Here is a 25,434-nt window from a genome sequence, read left to right on the forward strand (position 1 = left end):
GGGACATGTACTGTCCCCGCCCGGCCCTTCCGCCCTGCTGCCAGGCTCAGGCGTCCGCGTCCGCGTCCGCGTCCGCCCGCCCGGTCTCCCAGGGCCACCTGGCGTCCCGGCCGTCCTCGATCAGGGACACCATGCGGAAGGCCGCGTCGGTGAGCCCGCCGAAGGTGTGCCGGTGCGCGGACCCGGAGGGCGCGTGGCCCACCCGGTATCCGGCGAGGTTCCACGTGTACACCGGGACCGTGTCCGGCACCAGGGCCGTGGGATCGCCGCCGTAGGAGTACGTGGCCTGCTCGTCGGTGACGATCAGGACCCGGTCGTGCCCCGCGTAGTGCGTGCGCACCGCCTCCGCCGTGAACGTGCCGCCGAGGTCCTCGAACCGCTCCAGGACCTTCAGCACCGACTCGCCGCGCCGGTAGTCGACCGCCTTGCTGGTGGACCCGAACTGCACCAGGTCCGCGTCCTCGGCGCGCAGCGCCAGCGCCGTCCCGAAGACGGCCGCCGCGTCCGCCCTGTTGAGCTGCGAGCGGTCCGACAGCGGCGACCACATCGACCCGGACCGGTCCACCAGGACCAGCGTCCGCCCGGGCAGCGCCGGTACGTGGGCCAGGGAGTGGCCCAGCGCCCGCTCCAGCGGGTACGCCCAGCGCAGCGAGGGCGCGTGCTGGTAGGCGGCGAGGTAGCGGAAGGGGAACTGCCGGGCCCGGGCGACGGTCTCCGGGTCGGAGATCTTCGCCGCGACCCGCGCGGCGACCTCGTCCGAGACTCCGGCCTGGTCGAAGTTGCGCAGGTTCCGCAGCAGCGCCATCGCGCCCATGGACGGGATGACCGCCTCCCAGGCGGCCGCGTCCATCGGCCCCTGCAGCCATCCGGCCAGCGCCTCCCAGGTCATGCCCGCCGCGGCGAGCCGCTCGGCGCCGTCCGCCGCGGTGACCACGGCCCGGCGCTCCGCCACGGGCAGCTCCATCAGGGTCCGGTGCGCGAGCAGGGTGCGGTTGCCCGGCGGGACCTCGGCGGTCTCCGGGTTGTGCCGGCGGTCGAGGGCGTGCCGGAACAGCTCGCCCTGCCAGGGCTTGGCGGGGTCGGGGGAGGCGTGCACCAGATTGAGGACGTCGCCGAAGCGGTATCCCCGGGAAGCCGTGTCGTACTTCAGCAGCGAGCTGCCGGAGTAGAGGCGGCGCACGGCGTCGGCGATCCCGCGCTTGACGGGCTTGGGCACGTTCCGCCCGTACGCGGCCGTCCAGTAGGCGAGCAGCTCGCCGGGCTCGTCCGCGCGCAGCAGGACGGAGTCCACGACCTGCCGGTTCGACGGCCCCCCGGTCGCTCCGGCGTCGAGCCGCGCCTTGACGTACTCGGCGGCTCCGACGAGCGAAGCCGTCCGCATGTTGCCGTCCCGCCGCAGCCAGCCGAGCAGGCCGGCGGTCCACTCGGGATCCTCCACGGCAAGGGTGCGCACGAGCGCGCCGAACCGGCCGTCGCGGGCCTCGCCGGACTCGTAGGCGGTCTGCTGCGTCACGAAGTTGGCGACGGCGAGCAGGAACAGCTCCGAGCGCGGATCGCGCAGGAAGCCGGTGCTGCCGTGCGCGTTGGCGGCGCGGCGACCGGTCGAGCGGACCGGTGAGGCGGGTGCGGCGGGCGCAGCGGGTGCGGTGGGCGCCGCCTTGGAGCGGAGCAGGTTGAAACGAGCCATGTGAATCCCCCCGAATTCAGTGGAAAGCGGGGAAGGCGTGACGTACGGAATGCCCGAGATCGAAGTCGGCGACGGACTGTGTCGACTGCTCTATCCAACTGAGCTACCGGCCGGAGCCGGGCGGGACTCGAACCCGCGACCTGTTGATCCGGAAGTAACCGTTGCCTGCGCACCGGGCACTCCGCACGTGCGCCTCCCGAGAAAGAAGTGGCCGCGGCGTGATTTCGTGGAGGAAGTAGCCGTGGCCGGCGCACCGGGAGGTGCGAACGTGGTGTCCAGAGATCGAGGTCGGCGAAACCACAAGGTGCTCTGCCAACTGAGCTACACCGACCCGAAGCCGGTGACGGGACTCGAACCCGCGGCCACCCCATTAACAGTGGAAGTAGGTCTCACCTGCGCACCTGGACAAGGATCACGCTAGACGCACACCCTCATCCGCTGCGAGCGATTAAAGCTCCGCCCGCAGCCGCTCGCGCGCTTCCATGAGCGCGAAGCCCAGCAGGTTCAGGCCGCGCCAGCGCGCCGGGTCCAGCGCGCGCTCGTCGTCGGCGGCCAGGCCGATGCCCCAGATCCGGTCCATCGGGCTGGCCTCCACCAGGACCCGCTTGCCGGTCGAGAGCAGGTACGAGGTCAGCGCCGGATCCGAGCCGAACTTGTGCACGCTGCCCTCCACCACCAGCGCGAACCGCTCCCGCTCCCACACCGTGTCGTCGAAGCCGCGCACCAGCCGCCCGGCCTTCTTCGCCGCGGCCGGACTCGTCGCCTCCAGGGCCGCGCGCTCCGCCTCGGCGTCCTCGAACAGACGCGCCTTTCCGGCCATCATCCAGTGCTCGGCGGTGGCGTACCGCACGTCACCCACGGTGAACTCGGACGGCCACCACTGACTGAGGCAGCTCGGTCCGAGCGTTCCGTCGTGCCGCGGACGGTGTCCCCAGAACGGCAGGAACTTCGGCCGCTCACCCCGGCTGACCTGCCCGATCAGTTCCTCGATCTTCTCCATGCATGCGAGTCTCGCAGGAGCACCGAACACTTCGTACGGGATTTCGGGCGCGCCTAGACACATGGTCGACCGATTCCGTCGCGTAATCAAAAGGCAACAACGGAATCACTTGGCCGAGGGGTGTACCTCTGCCAGGATCGGCACTCAATTCGAGCTGTAGCTCGAACTGTAGCTACGGAGAGCGTGAGAGCGTGATGGGCAACCGCTTCCAGGTCAAGGTCCAGGTCAAGGACCGCTTCGCCGAAGGCGCGCAGTACATCGACGGGCAGCTGCGGCCCGGCACCTCGGGCCGGTCACACACCGTGGTCGACCCGGCCACCGGCGAGGAGGTGCTCACCTACGAGCTGGCCTCCACCGCGGACGTGGACGCCGCAGTCGCCGCCGCCAAGCGGGCCTTCCCGGGCTGGTCCGGGGCCACCCCGGGGGAGCGCTCCGACGCGCTGCACCGGCTGGCCGGCGTCCTGTCCGAGCGGGCCGAGGAGTTCGCGTACGCGGAGTCCCTGCAGTGCGGCAAGCCGGTCAAGCTGTCGACGGAGTTCGACGTGCCGGGGACCATCGACAACACCGCCTTCTTCGCGGGCGCCGCGCGCCACCTCCAGGGGCAGGCCGCCGGGGAGTACTCCGGGGACCACACCTCGTACGTGCGCCGCGAGGCGATCGGGGTCGTGGGCTCCATCGCGCCGTGGAACTACCCGCTGCAGATGGCCGCCTGGAAGATCCTTCCGGCGATCGCCGCGGGCAACACCATCGTCCTCAAGCCCGCCGAGCTCACCCCGCTGACCTCCCTGATGTTCGCCCAGGCGGCCAAGGAAGCGGGCCTGCCCGACGGAGTGGTCAACATCGTCACCGGCGCCGGACGGGACGCGGGCGAGCACCTGGTCGGCCACCCGGACGTGGTCATGACCTCCTTCACCGGCTCCACCGCCATCGGCAAGCGGGTCGCCGAGATCGCCACCGCCACCGTCAAGCGGCTCCACCTGGAGCTGGGTGGCAAGGCCCCCTTCCTCGTCTTCGACGACGCCGACCTGGAGGCCGCCGCCAACGGCGCCGTCGCCGCCTCCCTGATCAACACCGGCCAGGACTGCACGGCCGCCACCCGTGCCTACGTCCAGCGCCCCCTGCACGACGCCTTCGTCGCCCGGGTCGCCGAGCTGATGGAGACCGTCCGCGTCGGCGACCCCTTCGACCCGGCCACGGACCTCGGCCCGCTGGTCTCGCACGCCCAGCGCGACCGGGTCGCCGGTTTCGTCGAGCGGGCCCGCGCGTACGCCACCGTCGTCACCGGCGGTGAGATCCCCGGTGCCAGGGAGGGGGAAAGCAGCCTGGCGGACGGCGCGTACTACCGGCCCACGCTCATCTCCGGCGCCGCCCAGGACAGCGAGGTGGTCCAGTCCGAGATCTTCGGGCCGGTCCTCGTGGTCCTGCCCTTCGACACCGACGACGAGGGCATCGCGCTGGCCAACGACACCCCGTACGGTCTCGCCGCCTCCGCATGGAGCCGTGATGTGTACCGCGCGAACCGCGCCACCCGTGAGATCCAGGCGGGCTGCGTCTGGGTCAACGACCACATCCCGATCATCAGCGAGATGCCGCACGGGGGCTACAAGGCCAGTGGCTTCGGAAAGGACATGAGCACCTACTCCTTCGAGGAGTACACGCAGGTCAAGCACGTGATGTACGACAACACCGCGGTCGCCGCGAAGGACTGGCACCGCACGATCTTCGGGGACCGATAGCCGACAGCCGCCCGACCAGCGGCCCGCACCCATCCCGAAAGGGCACCTCCCATGGAGCAGTTCGAGCCCGACCGCCTCTCGGCGGCGCAACTCGCCGCAATGCGGCGCAGCCTCACCACCGGGCGCGGCGCCCTCACCCGCCGCTCCGTGCTGCGCGCCTCCGGAGTCGGAGCGCTCACCCTCGGCGGCCTGTCCGCGCTGGCCGGCTGCGGCATTCCGCCGGCCAAGCGCGCGGAGGGCACGGCCGCGGCCTCCGACGACCACTCGGAGCAGGAGAAGGAGATCAACTTCTCCAACTGGACCGAGTACATGGACACCAGCGAGGACGAGAAGTCGCGTCCCACGCTGGAGGAGTTCAGCAAGCGGACCGGCATCAAGGTCAAGTACACCGAGGATATCAACGACAACGTCGAGTTCTTCGGCAAGATCAAGCCCCAGCTCGCGGCCGGCCAGGACACCGGCCGCGACCTGATCGTCGTCACCGACTGGCTCGCTTCGCGCATCATCCGGCTCGGCTGGGCCCAGAAGCTGGACCCCTCACACCTCCCGCACGCGTACGCCAACCTGATCCCGCAGTTCCGCAGCCCCGACTGGGACCCGGGCCGCGCGTACAGCTACCCCTGGACCGGCATCAACACCGTGATCGCCTACAACACCAAGGCGACCGGCGGGAAGAAGGTCGACTCCGTCACGCAGATGCTCGACGACCCCTCCCTCAAGGGCCGCGTCGGCTTCCTCACCGAGATGCGCGACAGCGTCGGCATGACCCTGCTCGACCAGGGCAAGGACCCGGCGAACTTCACCGACGCCGACTACGACGAGGCGATCGGCCGGCTCCAGAAGGGCGTGGACAAGAAGCAGATCCGCCGCTTCACCGGCAACGACTACACCGCGGACCTCGACAAGGGCGACCTCGCAGCCTGCCTGGCCTGGGCCGGCGACGTCATCCAGCTCCAGGCCGGCAACCCGGACATCCAGTACGCGATCCCGGCGCCCGGCTACATCACCTCCAGCGACAACCTGCTGGTCCCCGTGAAGGCCCGGCACAAGGCCAACGCGGAGCGGCTCATCGACTACTACTACGAGCCCGAGGTGGCGGCGCAGCTGGCCGCCTACATCAGCTACGTCTGCCCCGTCGAGGGCGTCAAGGACGAGCTGGCCAAGATCGACCCGGCGCTCGCGGACAACGTCCTGATCGTCCCGGACAAGGCGATGGCCGCCAAGTCGCACGCCTTCCGCTCCCTCACCAGCGAGGAAGAGACGGCGTACGAGGAGAAGTTCGCCAAGCTCATCGGAGCCTGACGGGTCCCGCCGCCGTCCCCGCGGCACCGGACACCCGTACCGGCACCTGCCCCTTCCACGACACACCACCGAAGGCCCAGGCCCATGACTGACAAGACCGAAGGCGGCGACGTCCGCCTCGCCGGGATCAGCAAGCACTACGGATCCTTCACCGCCGTGCACCCGCTGGATCTCACCATCCCCCAGGGCTCCTTCTTCGCCCTGCTCGGCGCCTCGGGCTGCGGGAAGACCACCACCCTGCGCATGATCGCCGGCCTGGAGGAGCCCTCCACCGGCACCGTCAGCCTCGGCGACCGCGAGGTCACGCACCTCCCGCCGTACAAGCGCCCGGTCAACACCGTCTTCCAGAGCTACGCGCTCTTCCCGCACCTCGACGTCTCGGAGAACATCGCCTTCGGCCTGCGCCGCCGCGGCATCAAGTCGGTCAAGAAGCAGGTCGACGACATGCTGGAACTGGTCCAGCTCGGCCAGTTCGCCGGCCGCAAGCCGCATCAGCTCTCCGGCGGCCAGCAGCAGCGCGTCGCGGTCGCCCGCGCGCTCATCAACCACCCCCAGGTGCTGCTCCTCGACGAGCCGCTCGGCGCCCTCGACCTCAAGCTGCGCCGCCAGATGCAGCTGGAGCTGAAGCGGATCCAGACCGAGGTCGGCATCACCTTCGTGCACGTCACGCACGACCAGGAAGAGGCCATGACCATGGCCGACACGGTCGCGGTGATGAACGGCGGCCGCGTCGAGCAGCTCGGCGCCCCCGCCGACCTCTACGAGAACCCGAAGACGACCTTCGTGGCGAACTTCCTCGGCACCTCCAACCTCATCGAGGCCGAGGTCCTGGAAGCCGGCGCGTCCGACGTGGTCGTCTCCTCGGCCGGTACGAAGCTGCGCGTCCCGGCGGCGCGATGTTCGACCACGCCCCGCGCCGGCGGCAAGCTGCTGGTCGGGGTGCGCCCGGAGAAGATCTCCCTGGTCCACGCGGACGCGGCGGACACCGTCGAGGCGGGCCGCAACAGGGTCGCCGGCAAGATCGCGGCCACCTCCTTCATCGGAGTCTCCACCCAGTTCGTCATCGACAGCCCGGTCTGCCCGGAGCTGGAGGTGTACGTGCAGAACATCGAGCGCGACGCCCGCCTCGTCCCCGGCGCCGACGTGATACTGCACTGGAACCCGGACCACACCTTCGGCCTCGACGCCGCCCAGGACATCGACGCGGGCATCGAGACGGTCGAGGAGTCCGCGTGACCACCACAGTCGCGCCTCCCCAGGCGCCCGCTCCGGCCGAACCCCCGGTGCACAAGCCGTCCCTGAAGAAGCGACTGGTCCCGTACTGGCTGCTGCTCCCGGGCATCCTGTGGCTGCTCGTCTTCTTCGTGCTGCCGATGATCTACCAGGCCTCGACCTCGGTGCAGACCGGCTCCCTCGAAGAGGGGTTCAAGGTCACCTGGCACTTCCAGACGTACTGGGACGCCTTCACCGAGTACTACCCGCAGTTCCTGCGCTCCCTGCTCTACGCCGGCACCGCGACCGCGCTGTGCCTGCTGCTGGGCTATCCGCTGGCCTACCTGATCGCCTTCAAGGCGGGCCGCTGGCGCAACCTGCTCCTGGTGCTGGTCATCGCCCCGTTCTTCACCAGCTTCCTGATCCGCACCCTCGCCTGGAAGACGATCCTGGCCGACGGCGGCCCGGTGGTCGGTGTCCTCAACACGATCGGCTTCCTGGACGTCACCAGCTGGCTCGGCATGACCGAGGGCGACCGCGTCCTCGCCACGCCGCTCGCGGTCGTCTGCGGTCTGACGTACAACTTCCTCCCCTTCATGATCCTTCCGCTCTACACCTCGCTGGAGCGCATCGACACCCGCCTCCACGAGGCGGCCGGGGACCTGTACGCCCGTCCCGCCACGGTCTTCCGCAAGGTGACCTTCCCGCTGTCCATGCCGGGCGTGGTCTCCGGGACCCTGCTCACCTTCATCCCGGCGAGCGGCGACTACGTCAACGCCGAACTGCTCGGTTCCACGGACACCCGCATGATCGGCAACGTCATCCAGTCGCAGTACCTGCGCATCCTCGACTACCCGACGGCGGCCGCGCTGTCCTTCATCCTCATGGCCATCGTGCTCGTCATGGTCACCATCTACATCCGCCGAGCGGGGACGGAGGACCTGGTCTGATGAAGAGCGCCACCACCTGGCTGCGCCGCAATCTCGTCGTGATCGCGGGGCTCGGCACGCTCGCGTACCTGATCCTGCCGAACGTCGTCGTCACGGTCTTCTCCTTCAACAACCCCACCGGGCGCTTCAACTACGCCTGGCAGGAGTTCTCCCTCGACGCGTGGAAGGACCCCTGCGGGGTCGCCGACATGTGCGAGTCCCTGTCCCTCTCGCTCCAGATCGCCCTGTGGGCCACCATCGGCGCGACGGTGCTGGGCACCGCGATCGCCTTCGCGATGGTCCGCTACCGCTTCCGGGGGCGCGGCGCGGTCAACTCGCTGATCTTCCTGCCGATGGCCATGCCCGAGATCGTGATGGCGGCCTCGCTGCTCGCCCTCTTCCTCAACATGGGCATCCAGCTCGGCTTCTGGACGATCCTGATCGCCCACGTGATGTTCTGCCTCAGCTTCGTCGTCGCCGCCGTCAAGGCCCGGGTGCTCTCCATGGACCCCCGCCTGGAGGAAGCGGCCCGCGATCTCTACGCCGGCCCCGCGCAGACCTTCCTGCGCGTCACCCTGCCGATCGCGGCCCCCGGTATCGCGGCGGGCGCGCTGCTCTCCTTCGCGCTCTCCTTCGACGACTTCATCATCACCAACTTCAACTCGGGCAACACCGTCACCTTCCCCATGTTCGTGTGGGGATCGGCCCAGCGCGGTACGCCTGTACAGATCAACGTCATCGGCACCGCGATGTTCGTCATCGCGATCCTGGTGGTGCTGGGCGGCCAGATGGTCGCCAACCGCCGCAAGAAAGCACAGCCCAAGTAGCACCTGTAGGGAGTTGGAAGACATGGCCCCAGACGCCATGCGCACCGCTGCACGATCTCTTTCCGAAGCGAAGCCGGTCTCGTACTGGCTGGACGACCCCGGCAAGCCCGCCGCCGAGCCCGCCCTCACCGGGGACGAGCACTGCGACCTGCTCGTCATCGGCGGCGGCTACAGCGGCCTGTGGACCGCGCTGCTCGCCAAGGAGCGCGACCCCGCCCGGGACGTCGTGCTCATCGAGGGCCACGAGGCGGGCTGGGCCGCCTCGGGCCGCAACGGCGGCTTCTGCGCCGCCTCCCTCACCCACGGCCTCGCCAACGGGATGGCCCGCTGGCCGGACGAGCTCGCCAAGCTCGAAGACCTCGGAGCCCGCAACCTCGACGCCATCGAGGAGGCGGTCGCCCGCTACGGCATCGACTGCGACTTCGAGCGCAGCGGCGAGATCGACGTGGCCACCGAGCCGCACCAGGTCGCCGAGCTCCGCGAGTTCCACGCGGAGGCCGAGCGGCTCGGCCTCGCGGGCCGCTCCGAATGGCTGGATGCGGACGCCGTGCGCGCCGAGGTCGACTCCCCGACCTTCCTCGGCGGGATCTGGGACCGCGACGGCGTCGCCATGCTCAACCCGGCGAAGCTCGCCTGGGGCCTGAAGCGCGCCTGCCTGGAGCTGGGCGTACGGATCTACGAGAACACGCGCGGGCTCGACCTCGCCGGCTCGGGAGCCGGGATGGCCGTGCGGACCCCGTACGGGCGGGTCTTCGCCCGCCGGGTGGCGCTGGGCACCAACATCTTCCCGTCGCTGGTCAAGCGGGTGCGTCCGCTCACCGTCCCGGTGTACGACTACGCGCTGATGACCGAGCGGCTCACCGAGGAGCAGCTCGCCTCGATCGGCTGGAAGAACCGCCAGGGCCTCGGCGACAGCGCCAACCAGTTCCACTACTTCCGGATCACCCCCGACCGGCGGATCCTGTGGGGCGGCTACGACGCGATCTACCCGTACGGCGGCAAGCTCGACGCCGAGCACGACCACCGGCCCGAGACCTACCTCAAGCTCGCCGAGCACTTCTTCACCTGCTTCCCGCAGCTGGAAGGGGTGAAATTCAGCCACGCCTGGGGCGGGGCGATCGACACCTGCTCACGCTTCTCCGCCTTCTTCGGCACCGCGCACGCGGGCAAGGTGGCCTACGCGGCCGGCTACACCGGACTGGGCGTCGGAGCCACCCGCTTCGGCGCCGACGTGATGCTCGACCTCCTGGCGGGGGAGAAGACCGAGCGCACGGAGCTGGAGATGGTCCGCTCCAAGCCGATGCCCTTCCCGCCGGAGCCCTTCGCGTGGACCGGCATCACGATGACGAAGTGGTCGCTGGCCCGGGCGGACCGGCTGGGCGGGCACCGCAACCTGTGGCTGAAGACGCTGGACCGCTTCGGCCTCGGCTTCGACAGCTGATCGGGTAAGCGACCTCCGCACGCCCCGGGCGCACACCACCCGGTCCGGTGTGACCTGCTTCACTACCATGGAGTAACGAAACCCGCGTCATACCTGCGCCCGGCCCCGCTCTCTCCTGTGAGAACGCTTCACCTCACCCACAGAGAGCGGAGGCCGGGCGATGACGATCCCGGGGGACAAGACGGCAGTGGAATGGCTGGTCTCGGTGGCGCCCGATCCGGACGCCTGCCGGTGGGAGTGGGAGCGCAACCCCCTCGGGGTCGCCCTCCTGCCCGCCGGCCGCCGCTGGGACGTGCTGATCCTGCCGGGGGAGCTGGGACACACCACCCTCGACGTACTGAACGCGCTGCTCGACCGGCCCGGCCCGGTGCTCGCCGATTTCGGCGCCACGCGGCGGAGCCGCACGGTGTTCGGCAGGCTGGGCTTCTTCGTGCCCCCGGGCACGGCGTCCCGCTGGATCGGGTCGGGAGTACGGGGAGCCGGGCACGGGACCTGGATCGTGGTCCCGTATCCCGGCCGGGCCACCGGCGGGGTCCGCTGGCTCGTGGTCCCGGACGGGCAGGGCACGCTCACCGATCCGGCGGTACTGGAGCTCGCGATGCACGAGGCGGCGGCCCGCGTCGTGGGGCGGGGAGGCCGGAAGTCTTGACAAGGGCATTGGTCTGGACCATCTTGGGCGCCGCTGCGCCTTCCCCCACCGCTTCCCCGCGCGCGGCCCGGCTCCATCCCCCCATGCACCGGAGGCAGTTGTGCGCCCCATCCGTCCTGCCGGCCCCACCCGCCCCGCCAGACCCACCGTCATACGCTCCGTCCTGTCCCTCCTTACCGCCGCCGCCCTCGCGGCGGCCGGCCTCCTCGCCACCGGCCAGCCCGCCGCGGCCGCCGACGCCGACCTCATCCGCAACGGCGGCTTCGAAGCCGGCCTCGACGGCTGGAGCTGCTCGACCGGCAGCGGAGCCGTCGTCAGCACCCCCGTCCACGGAGGCACTTCGGCCCTCAAGGGCACCCCGGCCGGGCAGGACAACGCCCGCTGCTCCCAGACCGTCACCGTCAAGCCCGACTCCGCCTACACGCTGAGCGCCTGGGTGCAGGGCGCGTACGTCTACCTCGGCGCGACCGGCACCGGCACCACGGACCCGCAGACCTGGACCCAGACCCCGGGCGCCTGGAAGCAGCTGAGCACGAGCTTCCGTACCGGCGCGGCCACCACCTCGGTGACCGTCTACACGCAGGGCTGGTACGGCCAGCCGCCGCAGTTCACCGACGACGTGACCCTCGTCGGCCCGGACCCCGGCGGCTCCGGCCCCGGCCCCCAGGTCCCGGCCGCCCCCGCCGGGCTCACCGCGTCCGCCACCTCCGCCACCACCGTCGGCCTCTCCTGGACGGCCGCGACCGGGGCCACCTCGTACAAGGTCTACCGGGACGGCGCGAACCCGACCACCGTCAGCGGCACGTCGGCGACGGTCACCGGGCTCACCGCCTCCACCACGTACTCCTTCCAGGTCAGCGCCGTGAACGCGGCCGGCGAATCGCCCAAGAGCGCCGCCGTCCCCGTCACCACCCCGAGCGGAGGCGGCGGCAACCCGGGCAACCCCGGCCTGCCCGCCCACGCCCTCGTCGGCTACCTGCACGCCAGCTTCGCCAACGGCTCCGGCTACGTCCGGATGGCCGACGTACCCGCCTCGTGGGACGTCATCAACCTGGCCTTCGGCGAACCCACCTCGGTCACCTCGGGCGACATCCGCTTCCAGCTCTGCCCGGTCAGCGAGTGCCCGACCGTCGAATCGGCCGCGGAGTTCAAGGCGGCCGTCAAGGCCAAGCAGGCCGCGGGCAAGAAGGTCCTGATCTCCATCGGCGGCCAGAACGGCCAGGTCCAGCTGGGCACCACGGCCGCCCGCGACACCTTCGTCTCCTCGGTGAGCAAGATCATCGACGAGTACGGGCTCAACGGCCTCGACATCGACTTCGAGGGCCACTCCCTCTCCCTGGCCACGGGCGACACCGACTTCCGCGCCCCGACCACCCCGGTGATCGTCAACCTGATCTCCGCCGTGAAGACCCTGAAGGCCAAGTACGGCCCGGAGTTCATCCTGACGATGGCCCCCGAGACCTTCTTCGTCCAGCTCGGCTACCAGTACTACGGATCCGGCCCCTGGGGCGGCCAGGACCCGCGCGCCGGCGCCTACCTCCCGGTCATCCACGCCCTGCGCGACGACCTCACCCTGCTCCACGTCCAGGACTACAACTCGGGCTCGATCATGGGCCTCGACAACCAGTACCACTCCATGGGCGGAGCCGACTTCCACATCGCCATGACCGACATGCTGCTCACGGGCTTCCCCGTGGCCGGCAACACCTCCCGCGTCTTCCCCGCGCTGCGCGCCGACCAGGTCGCCATCGGCCTGCCCGCCACCACCAACGCGGGCAACGGCCACACCTCCCCGGCGGAGGTCAACAAGGCCCTGGACTGCCTGACGAAGAAGGTCAGCTGCGGCTCGTACCAGACCCACGGCACCTGGCCCGCCCTGCGCGGCCTGATGACCTGGTCGATCAACTGGGACCGCTTCGGCAGCTGGGAGTTCTCGAAGAACTTCGACGCCTACTTCGGCGGCTGACCGACGACCTCGTTCCACACCCGGGCCGCAGCCTCCAGGGGCTGTGGCCCGGCCAGTTCGCCCAGTACGGACCCCAGGTCCAGCGGTACGGACCGGACGCGTGCCGAGGTGGCGCCCGCGTGGTCCCGCACGGCCACGCGCACCCCCGCGGCACCCGGTCCGGCGGGATGCACCAGCACGCACTCGGCCGGGCTCCCCAGCGCGTGTGCGTAGAGGAAGGCCTGGTAGATGTCCTGCGTCGAGAGCTTCTTCCCCTCGTACAGCTTGTACTTCGCGTCCACCGGCAGCCGGAACGGCGCCCCGCCGCGCACCCCGCGGACCAGCACGTCCGGCCGCACCTCGCTGTAGTGCTTCTCCGTGGCCTCGTCGACGAGCACCCGCCGCTGCGCCGACTGGCCGGTCACCGTCAGCCCGCTGCCCGCCGCACCGTCCTCGAGCAGCCGCGTCACGAAATCCTCGAACAGCCCGTTCATGTCGACGAGGAAGGCGCGGGAGGCCAGCGGACCGGTGGTGAACAGCCCGTCGATCCCGCCGCCGGACAGCAGGAGCCGGGCCCACCGGTGAGCGGGCCGGTAGTGCTCGTTGTGCCGGTGGTAGGCCAGCCTGGAAACGGCCTGCCGCAGATCCCCGAGCGGGGTCGGCGCCAGCGGTCCGAACTGCGCGGCGGCCCGCCGGGCCCGGGCACGCACCCGGGGGGACCCGGCCGTGCGCGCGGCCCGCTCCACGGCCGCGGCGCACAGCCGGTTGTCGAGGACGTCCGTGTCGTGCTCGTCGAAGCGGCACGCCAGCCGGTCCAGGCGCCCGTGGTGGTGCAGCACCTGCCGGTCGGGCAGCAGCCGGCCCCGGACGACCGGCAGATCCTCCGCGCGGGTCACGTAGTCCTTGCGGACCCCGTGCCGCAGCAGCCGCTCGCAGTGCTCGGTGACCATCAGCGCGACGAGGTCGCGCAGGTCCGCGTCGCCCTCCGCGAACCCCCGGCCGGCCTCCAGCGTCCGCACCCGGCCGCCCGCCGAGTACTCCAGCATCCGCAGCACGTCCAGGCTGCCGCCGAGGTGTTTCGGCAGGACCCGGATCTCGCACGCGTCGAGCCGCACGACGCCCACGTACGCCCTGGCCTCGACCTCCAGGCGGTCGTCGGCCAGCTCCCGGATCCGCAGCACCCGGTCCAGGGCGCCGTCCGCGAGCATCCGGCGGTCGGCGTCGCTCAGCCGGACGCCGGGCAGGACCTTCCGGCCGTACTCAGGCAGACGGAGCACCGGCGCCGACCTGGAACTCCTCGTAGAGGCAGGACACCAGCTTCTCGTCGGACAGCTCCCGCAGGGTGTGCGAGACGGGGTCGACGAGGTCCTCTCCGAGGAAGGCCGTGAGCAGCCCGTAGTCGTCGTAGGCGTACTCCTGGAGGAGCGGCAGGATCTCGTCCCTGATCACGGAGGCCAGCTCCGCGGCGGTCGCGACGGGCGTGCCGCCGGGCAGGAAGAAGGCCTGGCCTATCTGCTTCTCCCGGTCCAGCTCCCGCCTGATCCGGTCGTTGAGGGCATCGAGGAACACTCCGAGGTCGAGTTCGTCCACCGCGGAGCCGTGCAGGGGTCCGGCGTCGGGAAGCAGTTCGAGGAAGGCGAAGCGGCGCCGGACGGCCGAGTCGAGCTGCCGGATCGACCGGTCGGAGGTGTTCATGGTGCCGAGCAGCTGGACGTTGCGCGGGACGCAGAACGCCTCCTTGGACAGGGGGAGGGTGACGGCCATGCCCCGCTTGTCCTTCTCGATCACCGTGATCAGCTCCCCGAGGACCTTGGGGAGGTCGGCCCGGTTGAGTTCGTCGACGACGACCAGGTAGGGGTGGCCGGGGTCGGCGGCCGCCCTGGTGCACACCTCTTTGAAGACTCCGGCGGTCGTTTCGAGGGAGAGCCCGGTGCTGCCCGGCCGCGGGCGCAGGCCCTCTATGAAGTCCTCGTACCCGTATCCGGGATGGAAGGTGACCAGGGTCAGCCGGCCCGCGGCCGTGAGGGCGCGCACGGTGTGGCCGAAGAGCTCGTCACCCGGCTCGGCGGCCGGATGCAGACCGGGCAGGTCGTCGGACAGCTCGCCGAGCCGACGGACCGCGAAGCGCAGGGCCTGGCGGGTCTTTCCGGTCCCGGGCGGACCGTAGAGGACCGCTTGGCCGCGCCGGTCCAGGGCGTCGGAGATCCGCCGGAGCCCGGCATCGAGGGGCGGGAGCAGCTCCGGCTCCGCCTCCACGGCCTCCGGTGCGCCCGCGGTGCGCAGGGCCTGGATCTGCCCCCAGAGCTTGGGCCGGACATCGGTGACGAGCCACGGACCCCAGTCGCCGGCCGGAGGGTCGAGCACGCCGGAGTAGGTGCCGGACCAGTCCACGGAGACGGTGTGCCGGTGACCGGTGAGGTCGGGGCGCCAGCGGTATCCCTCGCCGGTGACCTGGCCGACTCCGAGCACGGTGTTGCGGCCGTCCATGGCAACGACCCGGTCGCCCGCGCGCAGCCCGATCAGGTCCCACAGGCCGAGGTCCTCGATCGAGTCGGGATCGGGTGAGAGGCCGGACCCGGGGACTCCGCCGGAGCCGGAGGCCTCGGTGGCCTCCTCCGGGCCGACGAAGGCGTGCAGATCGCCGATCGCCTCGTGGCGGACCGCCAGATAGCCGCCCGCCAGGCACTGCGGCCAGATCCGGACGCCGTCCTCGATCCCGATGCGGACGATGCGGGGAGCCACGCGCAGGGGCGCCCACCAGAGCAGGAACCGCAGGACCAGCTGGGGCGGCCAGTCCTTGGAGCCCTCCCGGTCCAGGAACAGCCGGCGCAGGGCCTGCTTGCGGGCGAACGGCCTGAGCCCGCCGTACGCGTCGCCGCCCGCGAGCGACAGGTAGTGACGGGTGAGGTGGTCGGCGTACACCGGCAGGATGGCGTCCGGCGCGTAGATCCGCAGCGTCTTGGCGACGACCGTGACGCCGGAGGCGATGGCTGCGATGTCGTCGATCTCCGCCACCCGGCCCGCCCGCGCCGCCTCGACCGCCTCGACGATGCCGGCCCGGACCGCCTCCCACGCCGTCGCGGCATCGGGGTACTTCGTGTCGTGCCACCAGACGCCGTCCCTGCGGCGGAAGACGAAGTGCTTGTACGCCGAACCGCCGGTGATACTGCCGAGGGGCTTGCTGCCGTACTCCAGGTCGCGGCTGTAGAAGGGCCCGGGGAGATCGGGCTGCTGCCCCAGTGCGTACCGGTCCAGGGACAGCGTCGGCCACTCCTCCCACGGGAACCGCTCGCGGAACCGCGCGGCTTCGTGGTCGGCGGCTTCCACCGCGGCGCCGTGGGCGTCCGGGTCGAAGGCGGCGAACGCGGCGTCGAGGGGCCAGTAGGGGAGGCTGTCCGCGTGGTCGTCGGTGACCGCCCGCAACGCGCAGGAGCACACGCCGGTGAGCGGCTTGCCCATGCCGTTGACCAGCCCCCGGGAAGCGGAGAACGCGGCGGGATCGGAGGCGTCGAGGAGCCGGCGCCACAGCACCCCGTCGGGGTCGGGATGCGTCGGCAGGTCACCGGAGTCGGTGAGGTGCCAGCAGGAGCTGCTGTGGTGGATCTTGACGCCGCTGCGGGGGAGGATCACCTCGCCCCCCGACGGGGTCAGTTCGTGGGCCCGTCCGCCGTACGTGACGGAGTACTTCAGCAGTTCCTGCGCCATGCCGCCGACCTTAGCCGGGGCTGCGGCGTCCCGTGGCCCACTTCACCCCGAGCAGCAGCGGCGTGCACATCAGGAAGCTGGCCAGGACGTCCAGGGGCCAGTGGTAGCCGCGCAGGATCAGCCCCGTCGCCGTCAGGGCGGTGGGGACGGCCGCGAGGGGGAGGGGCCAGCGGCCCCGGACGTACGGGCGCACGAGCAGGGCGGCGCCCGCGTACGCCACGTAGGCGGTGGCCGTGTGGCCCGAGGGGTAGTAGCCCGAGGCCCAGGGCTCCAGGGGGCCCGGCCGGGCGGTCCACTCCTTCAGCGGGACGACCAGGGCCGGCACCAGGGCCATGGCCAGGGCTGCCGCCGCCGCGCCCCGTCGGTTGCCGCGCCGGGCGGCGTAGAGCACCGCGAGGAGCAGGACGGGGACCGCGACCGGGACGTTGCCGAAGTCGGAGAGACGCTGGGTGACCGCGTCGGGGACGGTGCGCACGAGCGCCCGGCTGAGCGCGGCGTCCGGGACCAGCAGGGGCCCGGACACGAGGACCTGCCAGGTGGTCAGGGCGAAGAGTGCGACGCAGAGTGCGGAGATCGCATAGGCCGCGCGGCCCGGGGAGATCCCCGGGCGGAGAGTGGCCGGCCGCCCCGGAACAGGGGGGGTGGTTCCGGGGCGGCCGCCCGGATCGGGTTGCCGGGCGCCCCGGGGGGTTTGGGGCGTGCGGCCGTCCGATCGGTGAGGAGTGTGCGCGAACGCATGCCCAGTGCGGCGCTGGGGAAGCCCGGTACTGGTGTCGCTTCCGGTTTCCCGGGAGCGGGGTGTCTCACTCATCTGCAGAAACCGTACGGCAGCGGAAGGGGGACCGACAGCGGGAAAACGCTCCCGCCATCGGCCCCCCACACCTTCTTCACAGTGCCCGACCGTTACCCGCGGTAGTGATCGCGCGGTGATCGAGGATCGCGTCCCCGCGTTCTAGCGCCTGTGTCAGACGTTCGATCAGAGGGTGGCGAACGCGGCCTCGATGACGTCCAGGCCCTCGTTCAGCAGGTCCTCGCCGATGACGAGCGGCGGCAGGAAGCGGAGCACGTTGCCGTAGGTGCCGCAGGTGAGGACGAGGACGCCCTCGGCGTGGCAGGCCTTGGCGAGCGCGGCGGCCGCCTCCGGGTTCGGGGTCTTGGACGCAGGGTCCTTGACGAGCTCGATCGCGATCATGGCGCCGCGGCCGCGGATGTCGCCGACGATGTCGAACTTCTCCTGGATGGCCGTCAGACGGGCCTTCATGATGGACTCGATCTTCTTCGCCGCGGCGTTGAGGTCGAGCTCCTTCATGGTCTCGATGGAGCCGAGCGCACCGGCGCAGGCCACCGGGTTGCCGCCGTAGGTGCCGCCCAGGCCGCCGCCGTGCACGGAGTCCATCATCTCGGCGCGGCCGGTCACCGCGGCGAGCGGCAGGCCGCCCGCGATGCCCTTGGCGGTCGTGATGAGGTCGGGGACGATGCCCTCGTCCTCGCACGCGAACCACTGGCCGGTGCGGCAGAAGCCGGACTGGATCTCGTCGGCGACGAAGACGATGCCGTTGTCGTTGGCGAACTTCACGATCGCCGGGAGGAAGCCCTTGGCCGGCTCGATGAAGCCGCCCTCGCCGAGGACCGGCTCGATGATGATCGCGGCGACGTTCTCGGCGCCGATCTGCTTCACGATGTTGTCGATCGCCTGCGCGGCGGCCTCGGGGCCGCAGTTCTCGGCGCCGGTCGGCCAGCGGTAGCCGTAGGCGACCGGAACGCGGTAGACCTCGGGGGCGAACGGGCCGAAGCCCTGCTTGTACGGCATGTTCTTCGAGGTCAGGGCCATCGTGAGGTTCGTACGGCCGTGGTAGCCGTGGTCGAAGACGACGACGGCCTGGCGCTTGGTGTACGAACGGGCGATCTTGACGGCGTTCTCGACGGCCTCGGCGCCGGAGTTGAACAGCGCGGACTTCTTCTCGTGGTCACCCGGGGTGAGCTCGGCGAGGGCCTCGCAGACCTCCACGTAGCCCTCGTAGGGGGTGACCATGAAACAGGTGTGGGTGAAGTCGGCGAGCTGCGCGGCGGCGCGGCGCACGACGGCCTCGGCGGAGGCGCCGACCGAGGTCACGGCGATGCCGGAACCGAAGTCGATCATGCGGTTGCCGTCGACGTCCTCGATGATGCCGCCGCCCGCGCGGGCCGTGAAGACGGGGAGCACGGAGCCCACGCCGCCGGCCACCGTCGACAGACGGCGGGCCTGCAGCTCCTGCGACTTGGGGCCGGGGATCGCGGTGACGATGCGGCGCTCCTGCGGGACAGCGGTCATAGGGGGGCTCCTGGGGGGTGTTTTCGGACGCACTTGTGTCTTTGTCCGCAGGCTAGGCCCGGGAGGTGGGGTCCTGCATGCTCCGTTCGGGAGTGGTGCCCGCGTGTCCTTGTCCGTGACGGCCATAGGAAGGAATCCGCGCCTGTCTTGTGGATCATGCCCGGGTACGGGCCGCGGGGCGGCGACGGCCACTAGATTGAGCGCGCAGCGCAGTGCAGGCAGTGCGGTAACGGGCAGGGGGCAGAGGTTTCATGGACACCGACGGCACGCACGGCGGGGACCGCGGCAGTTACGGCGGCTCGCCCGATGTGGGGGCCGGCGGTCCCCACATCCCCCGGCCGGCCGGCCCGCCCCCCACGCCGCCGCGCCCGGTCCAGGCCCCGCCGCCGCCCGCGTACGCACCGGGAAGCCCTGCCGCGGGCCTGACCGCGGCTCCCGCCGCGACGCCCTTCACCGCGTGGCTGAACGCCCCGCGCCCGGAGGCCAAGCCCGGCATCTGGCGCTACGCCTACACCCCGGCCGCACCGAAGCCGGACGCCAACGGCCGGTCGCTGATCACGCGGGTCGTGATCTCCTTCCTCGTCTTCTTCGTGTGCTGGCAGGCCTTCCTCGACGGGAACCTCCCCTTCCTCGGGGCTCCGCTCTACTACTTCACCCCCGACAGCTGGTGGGAGGGCGGCCTGATCAACGGCCCGATCGACCACCGGGGACAGGCGGCCCTCGAGGTCTACGTGCTGCTGGTCACCGTGGGTCTGTGCATCGCATTCGCCAAGATGGGCGGCTGGCGGACCGCCTTCGACCAGCTGATCGCGGCCCGCGGCCCCTGGTACCGCGCGCTGGGCGCCGGGGTGGGAGCCTTCGTCGTGGTCCTGCTGATCCAGACCCAGACCCTGGTCGTCTATCCCCTGGTCTTCGGCCACCTGCCGTACGCGGAGCTCGGCGAAACGGGTGGCTCGGTGGTCACCAACGCCCTCTACGTGCTGATCTACGCCCCCGTCGTCGTCCTCTTCGCCCGCCTCGGCGGCTGGACCACCCTGCTGGCCGGCCTCCGCTCCTCCGCCCTTCCCGCCGATGCCCCGCAGGCAGTGCCCCAGGACGGCCCGGACGCGCCGGCCGGCTGGCCGCACCTGCGTGCCGCAGGGCTGGCGGAGACCGCGGACCGGCTGGCGGCAGAAGCCCGGCAGGGCCGGATGAACGATGTCGACCACGCACGGATCCGGCGGGCCTGGGAGTCCGTGAGGGCCGACCCCTCGCGGCGCCCCGCCTTCGTGGAAGCCGTACGGGACAAGGGCGCGGCCGCCTGCGGCCATCCCTCGGGCGCCCGCGATCTGCCCGTCCGTACCGCCTCCCACGACCTGACCGTCGGGCAGGTCTGGCTCGGCAAGGTCACCGGTGCCGAGCCGAACCCCCACGAACGCCGCGGGACCGGGCTGGCCCTCGATCCCGGCGTGCTGGGCACGTCGGTCCTCGCCGTCGGCCCCTCGGGCTCGGGCAAGACGCACGGGCTGGTCAGGCCGGTCGTGGAGTCGCTCGCCCTCCAGGCGCTGGCCGGGCAGGCGGCCGTGATCGCCGTCGGCGCCGCCGGATCCCGGCTCGGACCCGACGACGCCTACGACATCGTGGTGCGCCCGGGTGACCCGGCATCCGTGCACGATCTCGACCTCTACGGCGGGACCGGCGACTCCGACGAGGCGGCTTCCTTCCTCGCCGAAGCCTTCGTGGGCGACCTGCCGGGCGTCGACGTACGCCGGGCGGCAACGGCGCTCGCCCAGATCCTCGGCCCGTTCCATGCCGCGTACGGCCGCTTCCCGACCGTGCCCGAGTTGCGCGCCCTGCTGGAACAGCTGCCCGCGGCGCTCGCGGCGCTGCGCCACGAGCTGGAGGGCTCCGGGCAGCAGGGCATGCTCCGCGAGCTCGATGCCCGGGCACGGCAGCACGCCGTCCACGGCGACCCGGGACCGGTTCTCGCCGACCGGGCGGCGCTGCTCGACCGGCCGGCGTTCCACGGATTCTTCGACACCACCGGCGGCGGGCGGCCCTTCTCCCTCCGCGCCCTGGGACACCCGGTCCGGGTGCGCGTGGACCTCCCCGAGCGCGGCCATCCGGACGCCTCCCGGCTGTTGGCCCGGCTGCTCCTCGCCCAGTTCAACGCGGCGGCCGCGGCCCGCACGGACCGCTCCCTGTTCGCCTTCCTGGCCCTCGACGACGCTTCGCACACCCTCACCGCCGAGGCCGTACGGAGCATGCAGGGGCTCCGGTCCGCCAACGCGGGCGTTCTCCTGGCGCTGCGCACCCTGGACGACGTACCCGAAGGGCTGCGCACCCCGCTCCTCGGAACGGTCGGCTGCCGGATGGCCTTCTCCGGGGTCACCACGTGGGACGGCAAGTGGTTCGCCGACGCCTGGGGAACCGAGCTGGTCGAGACGCGGGACGTCACGAGCCGCACGGTCTACGCCGACCAGCCCTTCACCCGCGCCGTGCACGCGGTACGCAAGGTGATCACCGGCAAGGCGGTCACCACGGACGCGGTCACCGTGCGCAAGGTGGAGCGGGAGCGCTGGTCGGCCTCGGCCCTCGCCAACACCGTGCCCCCCGGCCACGCCGTGCTCTCCCTGACCTCCGTCCGCGGCGAGCGGGCCGCCCCGCTGCTGGTGCGGCTCGGGGGGCAGGGGCAGGGCCAGGGCTGAGGGCCGGGAGGAGGACGGCGGCCAGAGGGAGCGAATCCGTACGGGATGGCAGAATCAAGGGAGCCGTTCGTACGACACGGCGAAAACCGCGGGGGTGGTCCACGGCGAGAATCCTCCGTCGGCACCTCGCCGCCGCACCCCTCCTCTCCCTAAGGCGCCCCGGTACCCATGCCGCTCACCCTCGCCTCGCTCGTCCAGCACTCGGCGCTCAAACTCAGCGTCCGGGCCGGGGAGGGCCGCCTCGACACGCCCGTGCGCTGGGCCCACGTCAGTGAGCTCGCCGACCCCGTGCCGTACATGGAGGGCGGGGAGCTCCTCCTCATCACCGCGATGAAGCTGGACGCGGAGGACCCCGAGGAGATGCGGCGCTACGTGCGCAGGCTCGCGGCCGCCGGGGTCGTCGGCATCGGCTTCGCCATCGGCGTGAACTACGACGCCGTGCCCGAGGCGCTCGTCGAAGCCGCCACCGCCGAGGACCTGCCGCTGCTGGAGGTGCCCCGGCGCACCCCGTTCCTCGCCATCAGCAAGGCCGTCTCCGCCGCCCTCGCCGCCGACCAGTACCGGGCCGTGACCGCGGGCTTCGAGGCGCAGCGCGAGCTGACCCGGGCCGCGCTGTCCGCCGACGGGCCCGCCGAACTGCTGACGAAGCTGGCCGCGCACGTGCACGGCTGGGCCGCCCTGTACGACACCTCGGGCGCCGTCGTCGCGGCCGCCCCCGACTGGGCCGCGCGCCGGGCCGCCCGGCTCACCCCCGACGTGGAACGGCTGCGCGAGCGGCCGGCGCCGGCCAGCGCCGTGGTCGGCGGCTCCGAGGACCGGGTGGAACTCCAGTCGCTCGGCACGGGGCGGCGGGCGCGCGGAGCCCTCGCGGTCGGTACCGGGGCCCCGCTCGGCACGGCGGAGCGGTACGCCGTCCACTCCGCGGTGGCCCTGCTGACCCTCACCACCGAACGCTCCCGCTCCCTGCACGACGCGGAGTCCCGGCTCGGCGCCGCCGTGCTGCGCATGCTGCTCGCCGGCCAGGCGGAGCACGCCCAGGCCGTGGCCGGGGACCTGTACGGGGCCCTGCTCGACGCCCCGTTCCGGATCCTCGTGGCGGAACCCGCCCTCGCGGGCACGGCCCAGCCGGAGGGACTGGCGATGCTCGCCGACGCCGTGGAATCGGCGGCGGCGCGCACGGGGGAGACCCTGCTCGTGGTGCCGGAGCCCGGCCGGCTCGTGGTCCTGGCGGCCGACGGGGGCTCGGCGGTACAGGCCTGCGTGGAACACGCGGAGGCCCTGGAATCGCGCCGCGGCCGGGAGTCGGCCGAACCGGAGCCGGACGAACTGGTCCTCGGCCTGTCGGCGCCCGCGGCGGCCTCCGGCGTGGCGGCTGCCTTCAAACAGGCCGACCAGGCCCTGGCCGTGGCCCGGCGGCGCGGCCGCCCCATGGTCGAACACGAGGACCTGGCCGCGGGCTCGGTCCTCCCCCTCCTCGCCGACGATGCGGTACGGGCCTTCGCGGACGGCACGCTGCGGGCGCTGCGCGAGCACGACGAGAAGGGCCGGGGCGACCTGGTGGCCTCCCTCCAGGCCTGGCTCTCCCGCCACGGCCAGTGGGACGCGGCCGCCGCCGACCTGGGCGTCCACCGCCACACCCTGCGGTACCGCATGCGCCGCGTGGAGGAGATCCTGGGCCGCTCCCTGGACGACCCGGACGTCCGCATGGAACTGTGGCTCGCCCTGAAGGCCACCGCGGCCCCTTCCTGACGCGCTCCTCCCCTTCTTGACGCGCTCCTCGCACCGCTGCGCGGGCTTCGTCGCGCTGCGCCGGACTCCGTCCGGCGGTGGCCCGGTCGGCGTGCCCGCCACTGCCGTCCCGGCGGGGATGGGTGGGCGGGTGCGGCTGGGTCGGCCCTGCGGGGCGAGGTCCCCTACCCGCCCTTCCACCGTTCCCCGGGCTCCGCCCGGACCCGCTCCTCAAACGCCGGAGGGGCTGGATTTCGCGGACCGTCGACGTTCACGTGCGGGCTGCGGCCGGCTAAATCCAGCCTCGCCGGCGTTTGAGGCGCGGGGTCTGGGGCGGAGCCCCAGGGGCTTTTCAGCCGTCCGGCGTTTGAGGACCGGGGTCTGGGGCGGAGCCCCAGGAGGGGTCCGGGCGCAGCCCGGGGAACGGGCGAAGGGCGGGTAGGGGACTTCGCCCCGCGCAGCGGCCGCCCTTCCGGCGCAGCCGGGCCGGCTCATGGCGCAGCCGGGGCCGCCCGGGGCGCAGCCGGGGCCGCCCGGGGTCCCGTACGCGCCCCCGGCGGGGCCCCGCATGGGCGGCGGCCACCCCGACACTGACAAAGCGGCGCGCCGCGCCACGCACGTACTCCACCCCGGACAAACGCCGAAACCCCGCCGGAGTCCTACGGTGGAGGGGACAAGGACCCACCGCACACACTCCGAAGGGCCGGGATCAGCATGACTTCCACCCACGCCTTCTGGCTCGCCGGCCGCCAGGCCACGGGCGACGACAGCTTCGACGTCCACTCCCCGTGGGACGGCCGCCTCGTCGGTACCGTGAGCGTCCCGACCGACGCCCAGGTCGAAGAGGCCGTGGCCGCCGCGTACGCCGTGACCGCGGAGTTCTCCGCCACCCCGGCCCACGTACGCGCCGAGGCCCTGGCCCACGTCGCCCGCCGGCTCGCCGAGCGCACCGAGGAGATCGCACTGCTGATCTCCGCCGAGAACGGCAAGCCGATCAAGTGGGCCCGCGGTGAGGTCGGCCGTGCGGTGTCCGTGTTCCGCTTCGCCTCCGAAGAGGCCCGCCGCTTCAACGGCGGAGAGGCCCAGCGCCTGGACACCGACGCCGGCGGCGTCGGCCGCCTGGCCCTGACCCGCCGCTTCGTCAAGGGTCCGGTCCTGGGCATCGCGCCCTTCAACTTCCCGCTGAACCTGTGCGCCCACAAGGTGGCCCCGGCCATCGCCGTCGGCGCGCCGATCATCCTGAAGCCGGCCCCGGCCACCCCGCTCTCGGGTCTGATCCTCGGCGAGCTGCTCGCCGAGACCGACCTGCCGGCCGGTTCCTGGTCCGTGCTCCCCGTCGCCAACGACAAGATGCCGGAGCTGGTCAAGGACGAGCGCCTGCCCGTCATCTCCTTCACCGGTTCCGACAAGGTCGGCTACGCCATCCAGCAGGCCGTGCCCCACAAGCACTGCACCCTGGAGCTCGGCGGCAACGCCGCGGCCGTGGTCCTGGAGGACTGGTCCTCGGAGGCCGACCTCGACTGGGCCGCGACCCGCATCGCGACCTTCTCGAACTACCAGGCCGGCCAGTCCTGCATCGGCGTGCAGCGCGTGATCGCCGACGCGACGGTCTACGACCGCCTCGTCGAGAAGGTCGTCGCCAAGGTCCGCGAGCAGGTCACCGGCGACCCGAACGACTCCGCCACCGACGTCGGCCCCCTCGTCTCCGAGGACGCCGCCAAGCGGGTCGAGTCCTGGGTCGACGAGGCCGTGTCCGCCGGAGCCAAGCTGCTCACGGGCGGCAAGCGCGAGGGTGCCTCGTACGAGCCCACCGTCGTCGCGGAGGTGCCCGAGGGCGTCACCCTCGCCACCGAGGAGGTCTTCGGACCGGTCCTCACCCTGCGCCGGGTCGAGAACACCGACGAGGCCTTCGCCGCCGTCAACGACTCGAAGTTCGGTCTGCAGGCGGGCGTCTTCACGCGGAACATCCAGACAGCGTTCCGCGCCCACCGCGAGCTGGAGGTCGGCGGCGTGATCGTCGGCGACGTCCCGTCCTACCGTGCCGACCAGATGCCCTACGGCGGCGTCAAGCAGTCCGGTGTGGGCCGCGAGGGCGTGCGCTACGCCATGGACGACTACACCTACGAGCGGGTCCTGGTCCTCAGCGGCCTCGACATCTGACCGAACTCGTACGGCCACCAAGCCGACGGCCGGAGCCTACTGTGCGGGGGCTCCGGCCGTCTCCTTTTGTCGTGGGTTGCCGTGGGGGCCCCGGGGCCACCGGCCGCGGCCCCCG

17 protein-coding genes and 1 tRNA gene are annotated in these 25,434 nt (G+C 71.9%); 11 read left to right on the forward strand and 7 right to left on the reverse strand.

Going from position 1 to position 25,434, the window contains the following annotated elements:
- Positions 1 to 46: 46 nt before the first annotated feature.
- From ACFRU2_RS38090 to ACFRU2_RS38100, 3 genes are all read right to left on the reverse strand, one after another.
- Positions 47 to 1,687, reverse strand: coding sequence for a TROVE domain-containing protein (locus ACFRU2_RS38090; RefSeq protein ID WP_382980904.1), 1,641 nt, complete (start codon positions 1,685 to 1,687; stop codon positions 47 to 49).
- Between the two features lie 335 nt (positions 1,688 to 2,022).
- Positions 2,023 to 2,084: transfer RNA gene (locus ACFRU2_RS38095), tRNA-Ser, on the reverse strand.
- Positions 2,085 to 2,135: 51 nt separating this feature from the next.
- Complete coding sequence (locus ACFRU2_RS38100; protein WP_382980905.1) at positions 2,136 to 2,687, reverse strand: NADAR family protein; 552 nt, start codon at positions 2,685 to 2,687, stop codon at positions 2,136 to 2,138.
- A 194-nt stretch (positions 2,688 to 2,881) separates the two neighbouring features.
- On the opposite strand from ACFRU2_RS38100, the gene ACFRU2_RS38105 reads away from it, so the two are divergent.
- The 8 genes from ACFRU2_RS38105 (at position 2,882) to ACFRU2_RS38140 (ending at position 12,749) form a co-directional block, all read left to right on the forward strand.
- Entirely contained in the window at positions 2,882 to 4,423 is a 1,542-nt protein-coding gene (locus ACFRU2_RS38105) for a gamma-aminobutyraldehyde dehydrogenase (RefSeq protein ID WP_382980948.1), read from the forward strand.
- A gap of 51 nt (positions 4,424 to 4,474) precedes the next feature.
- Positions 4,475 to 5,725, forward strand: coding sequence for a spermidine/putrescine ABC transporter substrate-binding protein (locus ACFRU2_RS38110; protein WP_382980906.1), 1,251 nt, complete (start codon positions 4,475 to 4,477; stop codon positions 5,723 to 5,725).
- Positions 5,726 to 5,809: 84 nt separating this feature from the next.
- Complete coding sequence (locus tag ACFRU2_RS38115; protein ID WP_382980907.1) at positions 5,810 to 6,961, forward strand: ABC transporter ATP-binding protein; 1,152 nt, start codon at positions 5,810 to 5,812, stop codon at positions 6,959 to 6,961.
- A complete protein-coding gene (locus tag ACFRU2_RS38120) occupies positions 6,958 to 7,887 on the forward strand; it encodes an ABC transporter permease (RefSeq protein ID WP_382980908.1) in 930 nt (309 codons plus the stop codon). The genes ACFRU2_RS38115 and ACFRU2_RS38120 overlap by 4 nt, the downstream gene beginning before the upstream one ends.
- Positions 7,887 to 8,693 (forward strand): ABC transporter permease, encoded by an 807-nt coding sequence (locus ACFRU2_RS38125; protein WP_382980909.1) that lies wholly within the window; start codon positions 7,887 to 7,889, stop codon positions 8,691 to 8,693. The genes ACFRU2_RS38120 and ACFRU2_RS38125 overlap by 1 nt, the downstream gene beginning before the upstream one ends.
- Before the next feature lie 22 nt (positions 8,694 to 8,715).
- A complete protein-coding gene (locus ACFRU2_RS38130) occupies positions 8,716 to 10,134 on the forward strand; it encodes an NAD(P)/FAD-dependent oxidoreductase (protein ID WP_382980910.1) in 1,419 nt (472 codons plus the stop codon).
- A 160-nt stretch (positions 10,135 to 10,294) separates the two neighbouring features.
- Positions 10,295 to 10,783, forward strand: a complete 489-nt coding sequence (locus ACFRU2_RS38135; protein ID WP_382980911.1) for a hypothetical protein — start codon at positions 10,295 to 10,297, stop codon at positions 10,781 to 10,783.
- Positions 10,784 to 10,934: 151 nt separating this feature from the next.
- Positions 10,935 to 12,749, forward strand: coding sequence for a chitinase (locus tag ACFRU2_RS38140; protein WP_382980949.1), 1,815 nt, complete (start codon positions 10,935 to 10,937; stop codon positions 12,747 to 12,749).
- Here ACFRU2_RS38140 and ACFRU2_RS38145 read toward each other — a convergent pair.
- From ACFRU2_RS38145 to gabT, 4 genes are all read right to left on the reverse strand, one after another.
- Entirely contained in the window at positions 12,734 to 14,005 is a 1,272-nt protein-coding gene (locus ACFRU2_RS38145) for an McrC family protein (RefSeq protein ID WP_382980912.1), read from the reverse strand. The two genes, ACFRU2_RS38140 and ACFRU2_RS38145, sit on opposite strands and share 16 nt — an antisense overlap.
- Positions 13,989 to 16,433: an AAA family ATPase gene (locus tag ACFRU2_RS38150; protein ID WP_382980913.1), complete on the reverse strand. Its 2,445-nt coding sequence runs from the start codon at positions 16,431 to 16,433 to the stop codon at positions 13,989 to 13,991. The genes ACFRU2_RS38145 and ACFRU2_RS38150 overlap by 17 nt, the downstream gene beginning before the upstream one ends.
- Positions 16,434 to 16,443: 10 nt before the next feature.
- Positions 16,444 to 16,956 carry a phosphatase PAP2 family protein gene (locus ACFRU2_RS38155; protein ID WP_382980914.1) on the reverse strand — a complete coding sequence of 171 codons (513 nt, stop codon included), beginning with the start codon at positions 16,954 to 16,956 and terminating at the stop codon, positions 16,444 to 16,446.
- Between the two features lie 453 nt (positions 16,957 to 17,409).
- The gene (gene gabT / locus ACFRU2_RS38160; protein WP_382980915.1) at positions 17,410 to 18,744 is read right to left on the reverse strand and encodes a 4-aminobutyrate--2-oxoglutarate transaminase; all 1,335 of its coding nucleotides are present in this window, start codon (positions 18,742 to 18,744) and stop codon (positions 17,410 to 17,412) included.
- 251 nt (positions 18,745 to 18,995) lie between these two features.
- Here gabT and ACFRU2_RS38165 point away from each other — a divergent pair, with 251 nt between their 5' ends.
- The 3 genes from ACFRU2_RS38165 to ACFRU2_RS38175 all read left to right on the forward strand — a co-directional run bounded on the left by ACFRU2_RS38165 (position 18,996) and on the right by ACFRU2_RS38175 (position 25,319).
- Positions 18,996 to 21,431: an ATP/GTP-binding protein gene (locus tag ACFRU2_RS38165; protein WP_382980916.1), complete on the forward strand. Its 2,436-nt coding sequence runs from the start codon at positions 18,996 to 18,998 to the stop codon at positions 21,429 to 21,431.
- Positions 21,432 to 21,599: 168 nt separating this feature from the next.
- Positions 21,600 to 23,180, forward strand: a complete 1,581-nt coding sequence (locus tag ACFRU2_RS38170) for a PucR family transcriptional regulator (RefSeq protein ID WP_382980917.1) — start codon at positions 21,600 to 21,602, stop codon at positions 23,178 to 23,180.
- A gap of 693 nt (positions 23,181 to 23,873) precedes the next feature.
- The gene (locus ACFRU2_RS38175; protein ID WP_266904043.1) at positions 23,874 to 25,319 is read left to right on the forward strand and encodes an aldehyde dehydrogenase family protein; all 1,446 of its coding nucleotides are present in this window, start codon (positions 23,874 to 23,876) and stop codon (positions 25,317 to 25,319) included.
- Positions 25,320 to 25,434 lie beyond the last annotated feature (115 nt).

This window comes from Streptomyces sp. NPDC056883 (assembly GCF_042788835.1).
GTDB lineage: Bacteria > Actinomycetota > Actinomycetes > Streptomycetales > Streptomycetaceae > Streptomyces > Streptomyces stoeckheimensis.

Bases quoted from the DNA above. Each gene is read 5' to 3' on its own strand.
- ACFRU2_RS38110 (WP_382980906.1), top strand. From the start codon at position 4,475: ATGGAGCAGTTCGAGCCCGACCGCCTCTCGGCGGCGCAACTCGCCGCA.
- ACFRU2_RS38170 (WP_382980917.1), top strand. From the start codon at position 21,600: ATGCCGCTCACCCTCGCCTCGCTCGTCCAGCACTCGGCGCTCAAACTC.
- ACFRU2_RS38090 (WP_382980904.1), bottom strand. From the start codon at position 1,687: ATGGCTCGTTTCAACCTGCTCCGCTCCAAGGCGGCGCCCACCGCACCC.
- ACFRU2_RS38135 (WP_382980911.1), top strand. From the start codon at position 10,295: ATGACGATCCCGGGGGACAAGACGGCAGTGGAATGGCTGGTCTCGGTG.
- gabT (WP_382980915.1), bottom strand. From the start codon at position 18,744: ATGACCGCTGTCCCGCAGGAGCGCCGCATCGTCACCGCGATCCCCGGC.
- ACFRU2_RS38130 (WP_382980910.1), top strand. From the start codon at position 8,716: ATGGCCCCAGACGCCATGCGCACCGCTGCACGATCTCTTTCCGAAGCG.
- ACFRU2_RS38105 (WP_382980948.1), top strand. From the start codon at position 2,882: ATGGGCAACCGCTTCCAGGTCAAGGTCCAGGTCAAGGACCGCTTCGCC.
- ACFRU2_RS38100 (WP_382980905.1), bottom strand. From the start codon at position 2,687: ATGGAGAAGATCGAGGAACTGATCGGGCAGGTCAGCCGGGGTGAGCGG.
- ACFRU2_RS38165 (WP_382980916.1), top strand. From the start codon at position 18,996: ATGGACACCGACGGCACGCACGGCGGGGACCGCGGCAGTTACGGCGGC.
- ACFRU2_RS38175 (WP_266904043.1), top strand. From the start codon at position 23,874: ATGACTTCCACCCACGCCTTCTGGCTCGCCGGCCGCCAGGCCACGGGC.
- ACFRU2_RS38150 (WP_382980913.1), bottom strand. From the start codon at position 16,433: ATGGCGCAGGAACTGCTGAAGTACTCCGTCACGTACGGCGGACGGGCC.
- ACFRU2_RS38125 (WP_382980909.1), top strand. From the start codon at position 7,887: ATGAAGAGCGCCACCACCTGGCTGCGCCGCAATCTCGTCGTGATCGCG.
- ACFRU2_RS38115 (WP_382980907.1), top strand. From the start codon at position 5,810: ATGACTGACAAGACCGAAGGCGGCGACGTCCGCCTCGCCGGGATCAGC.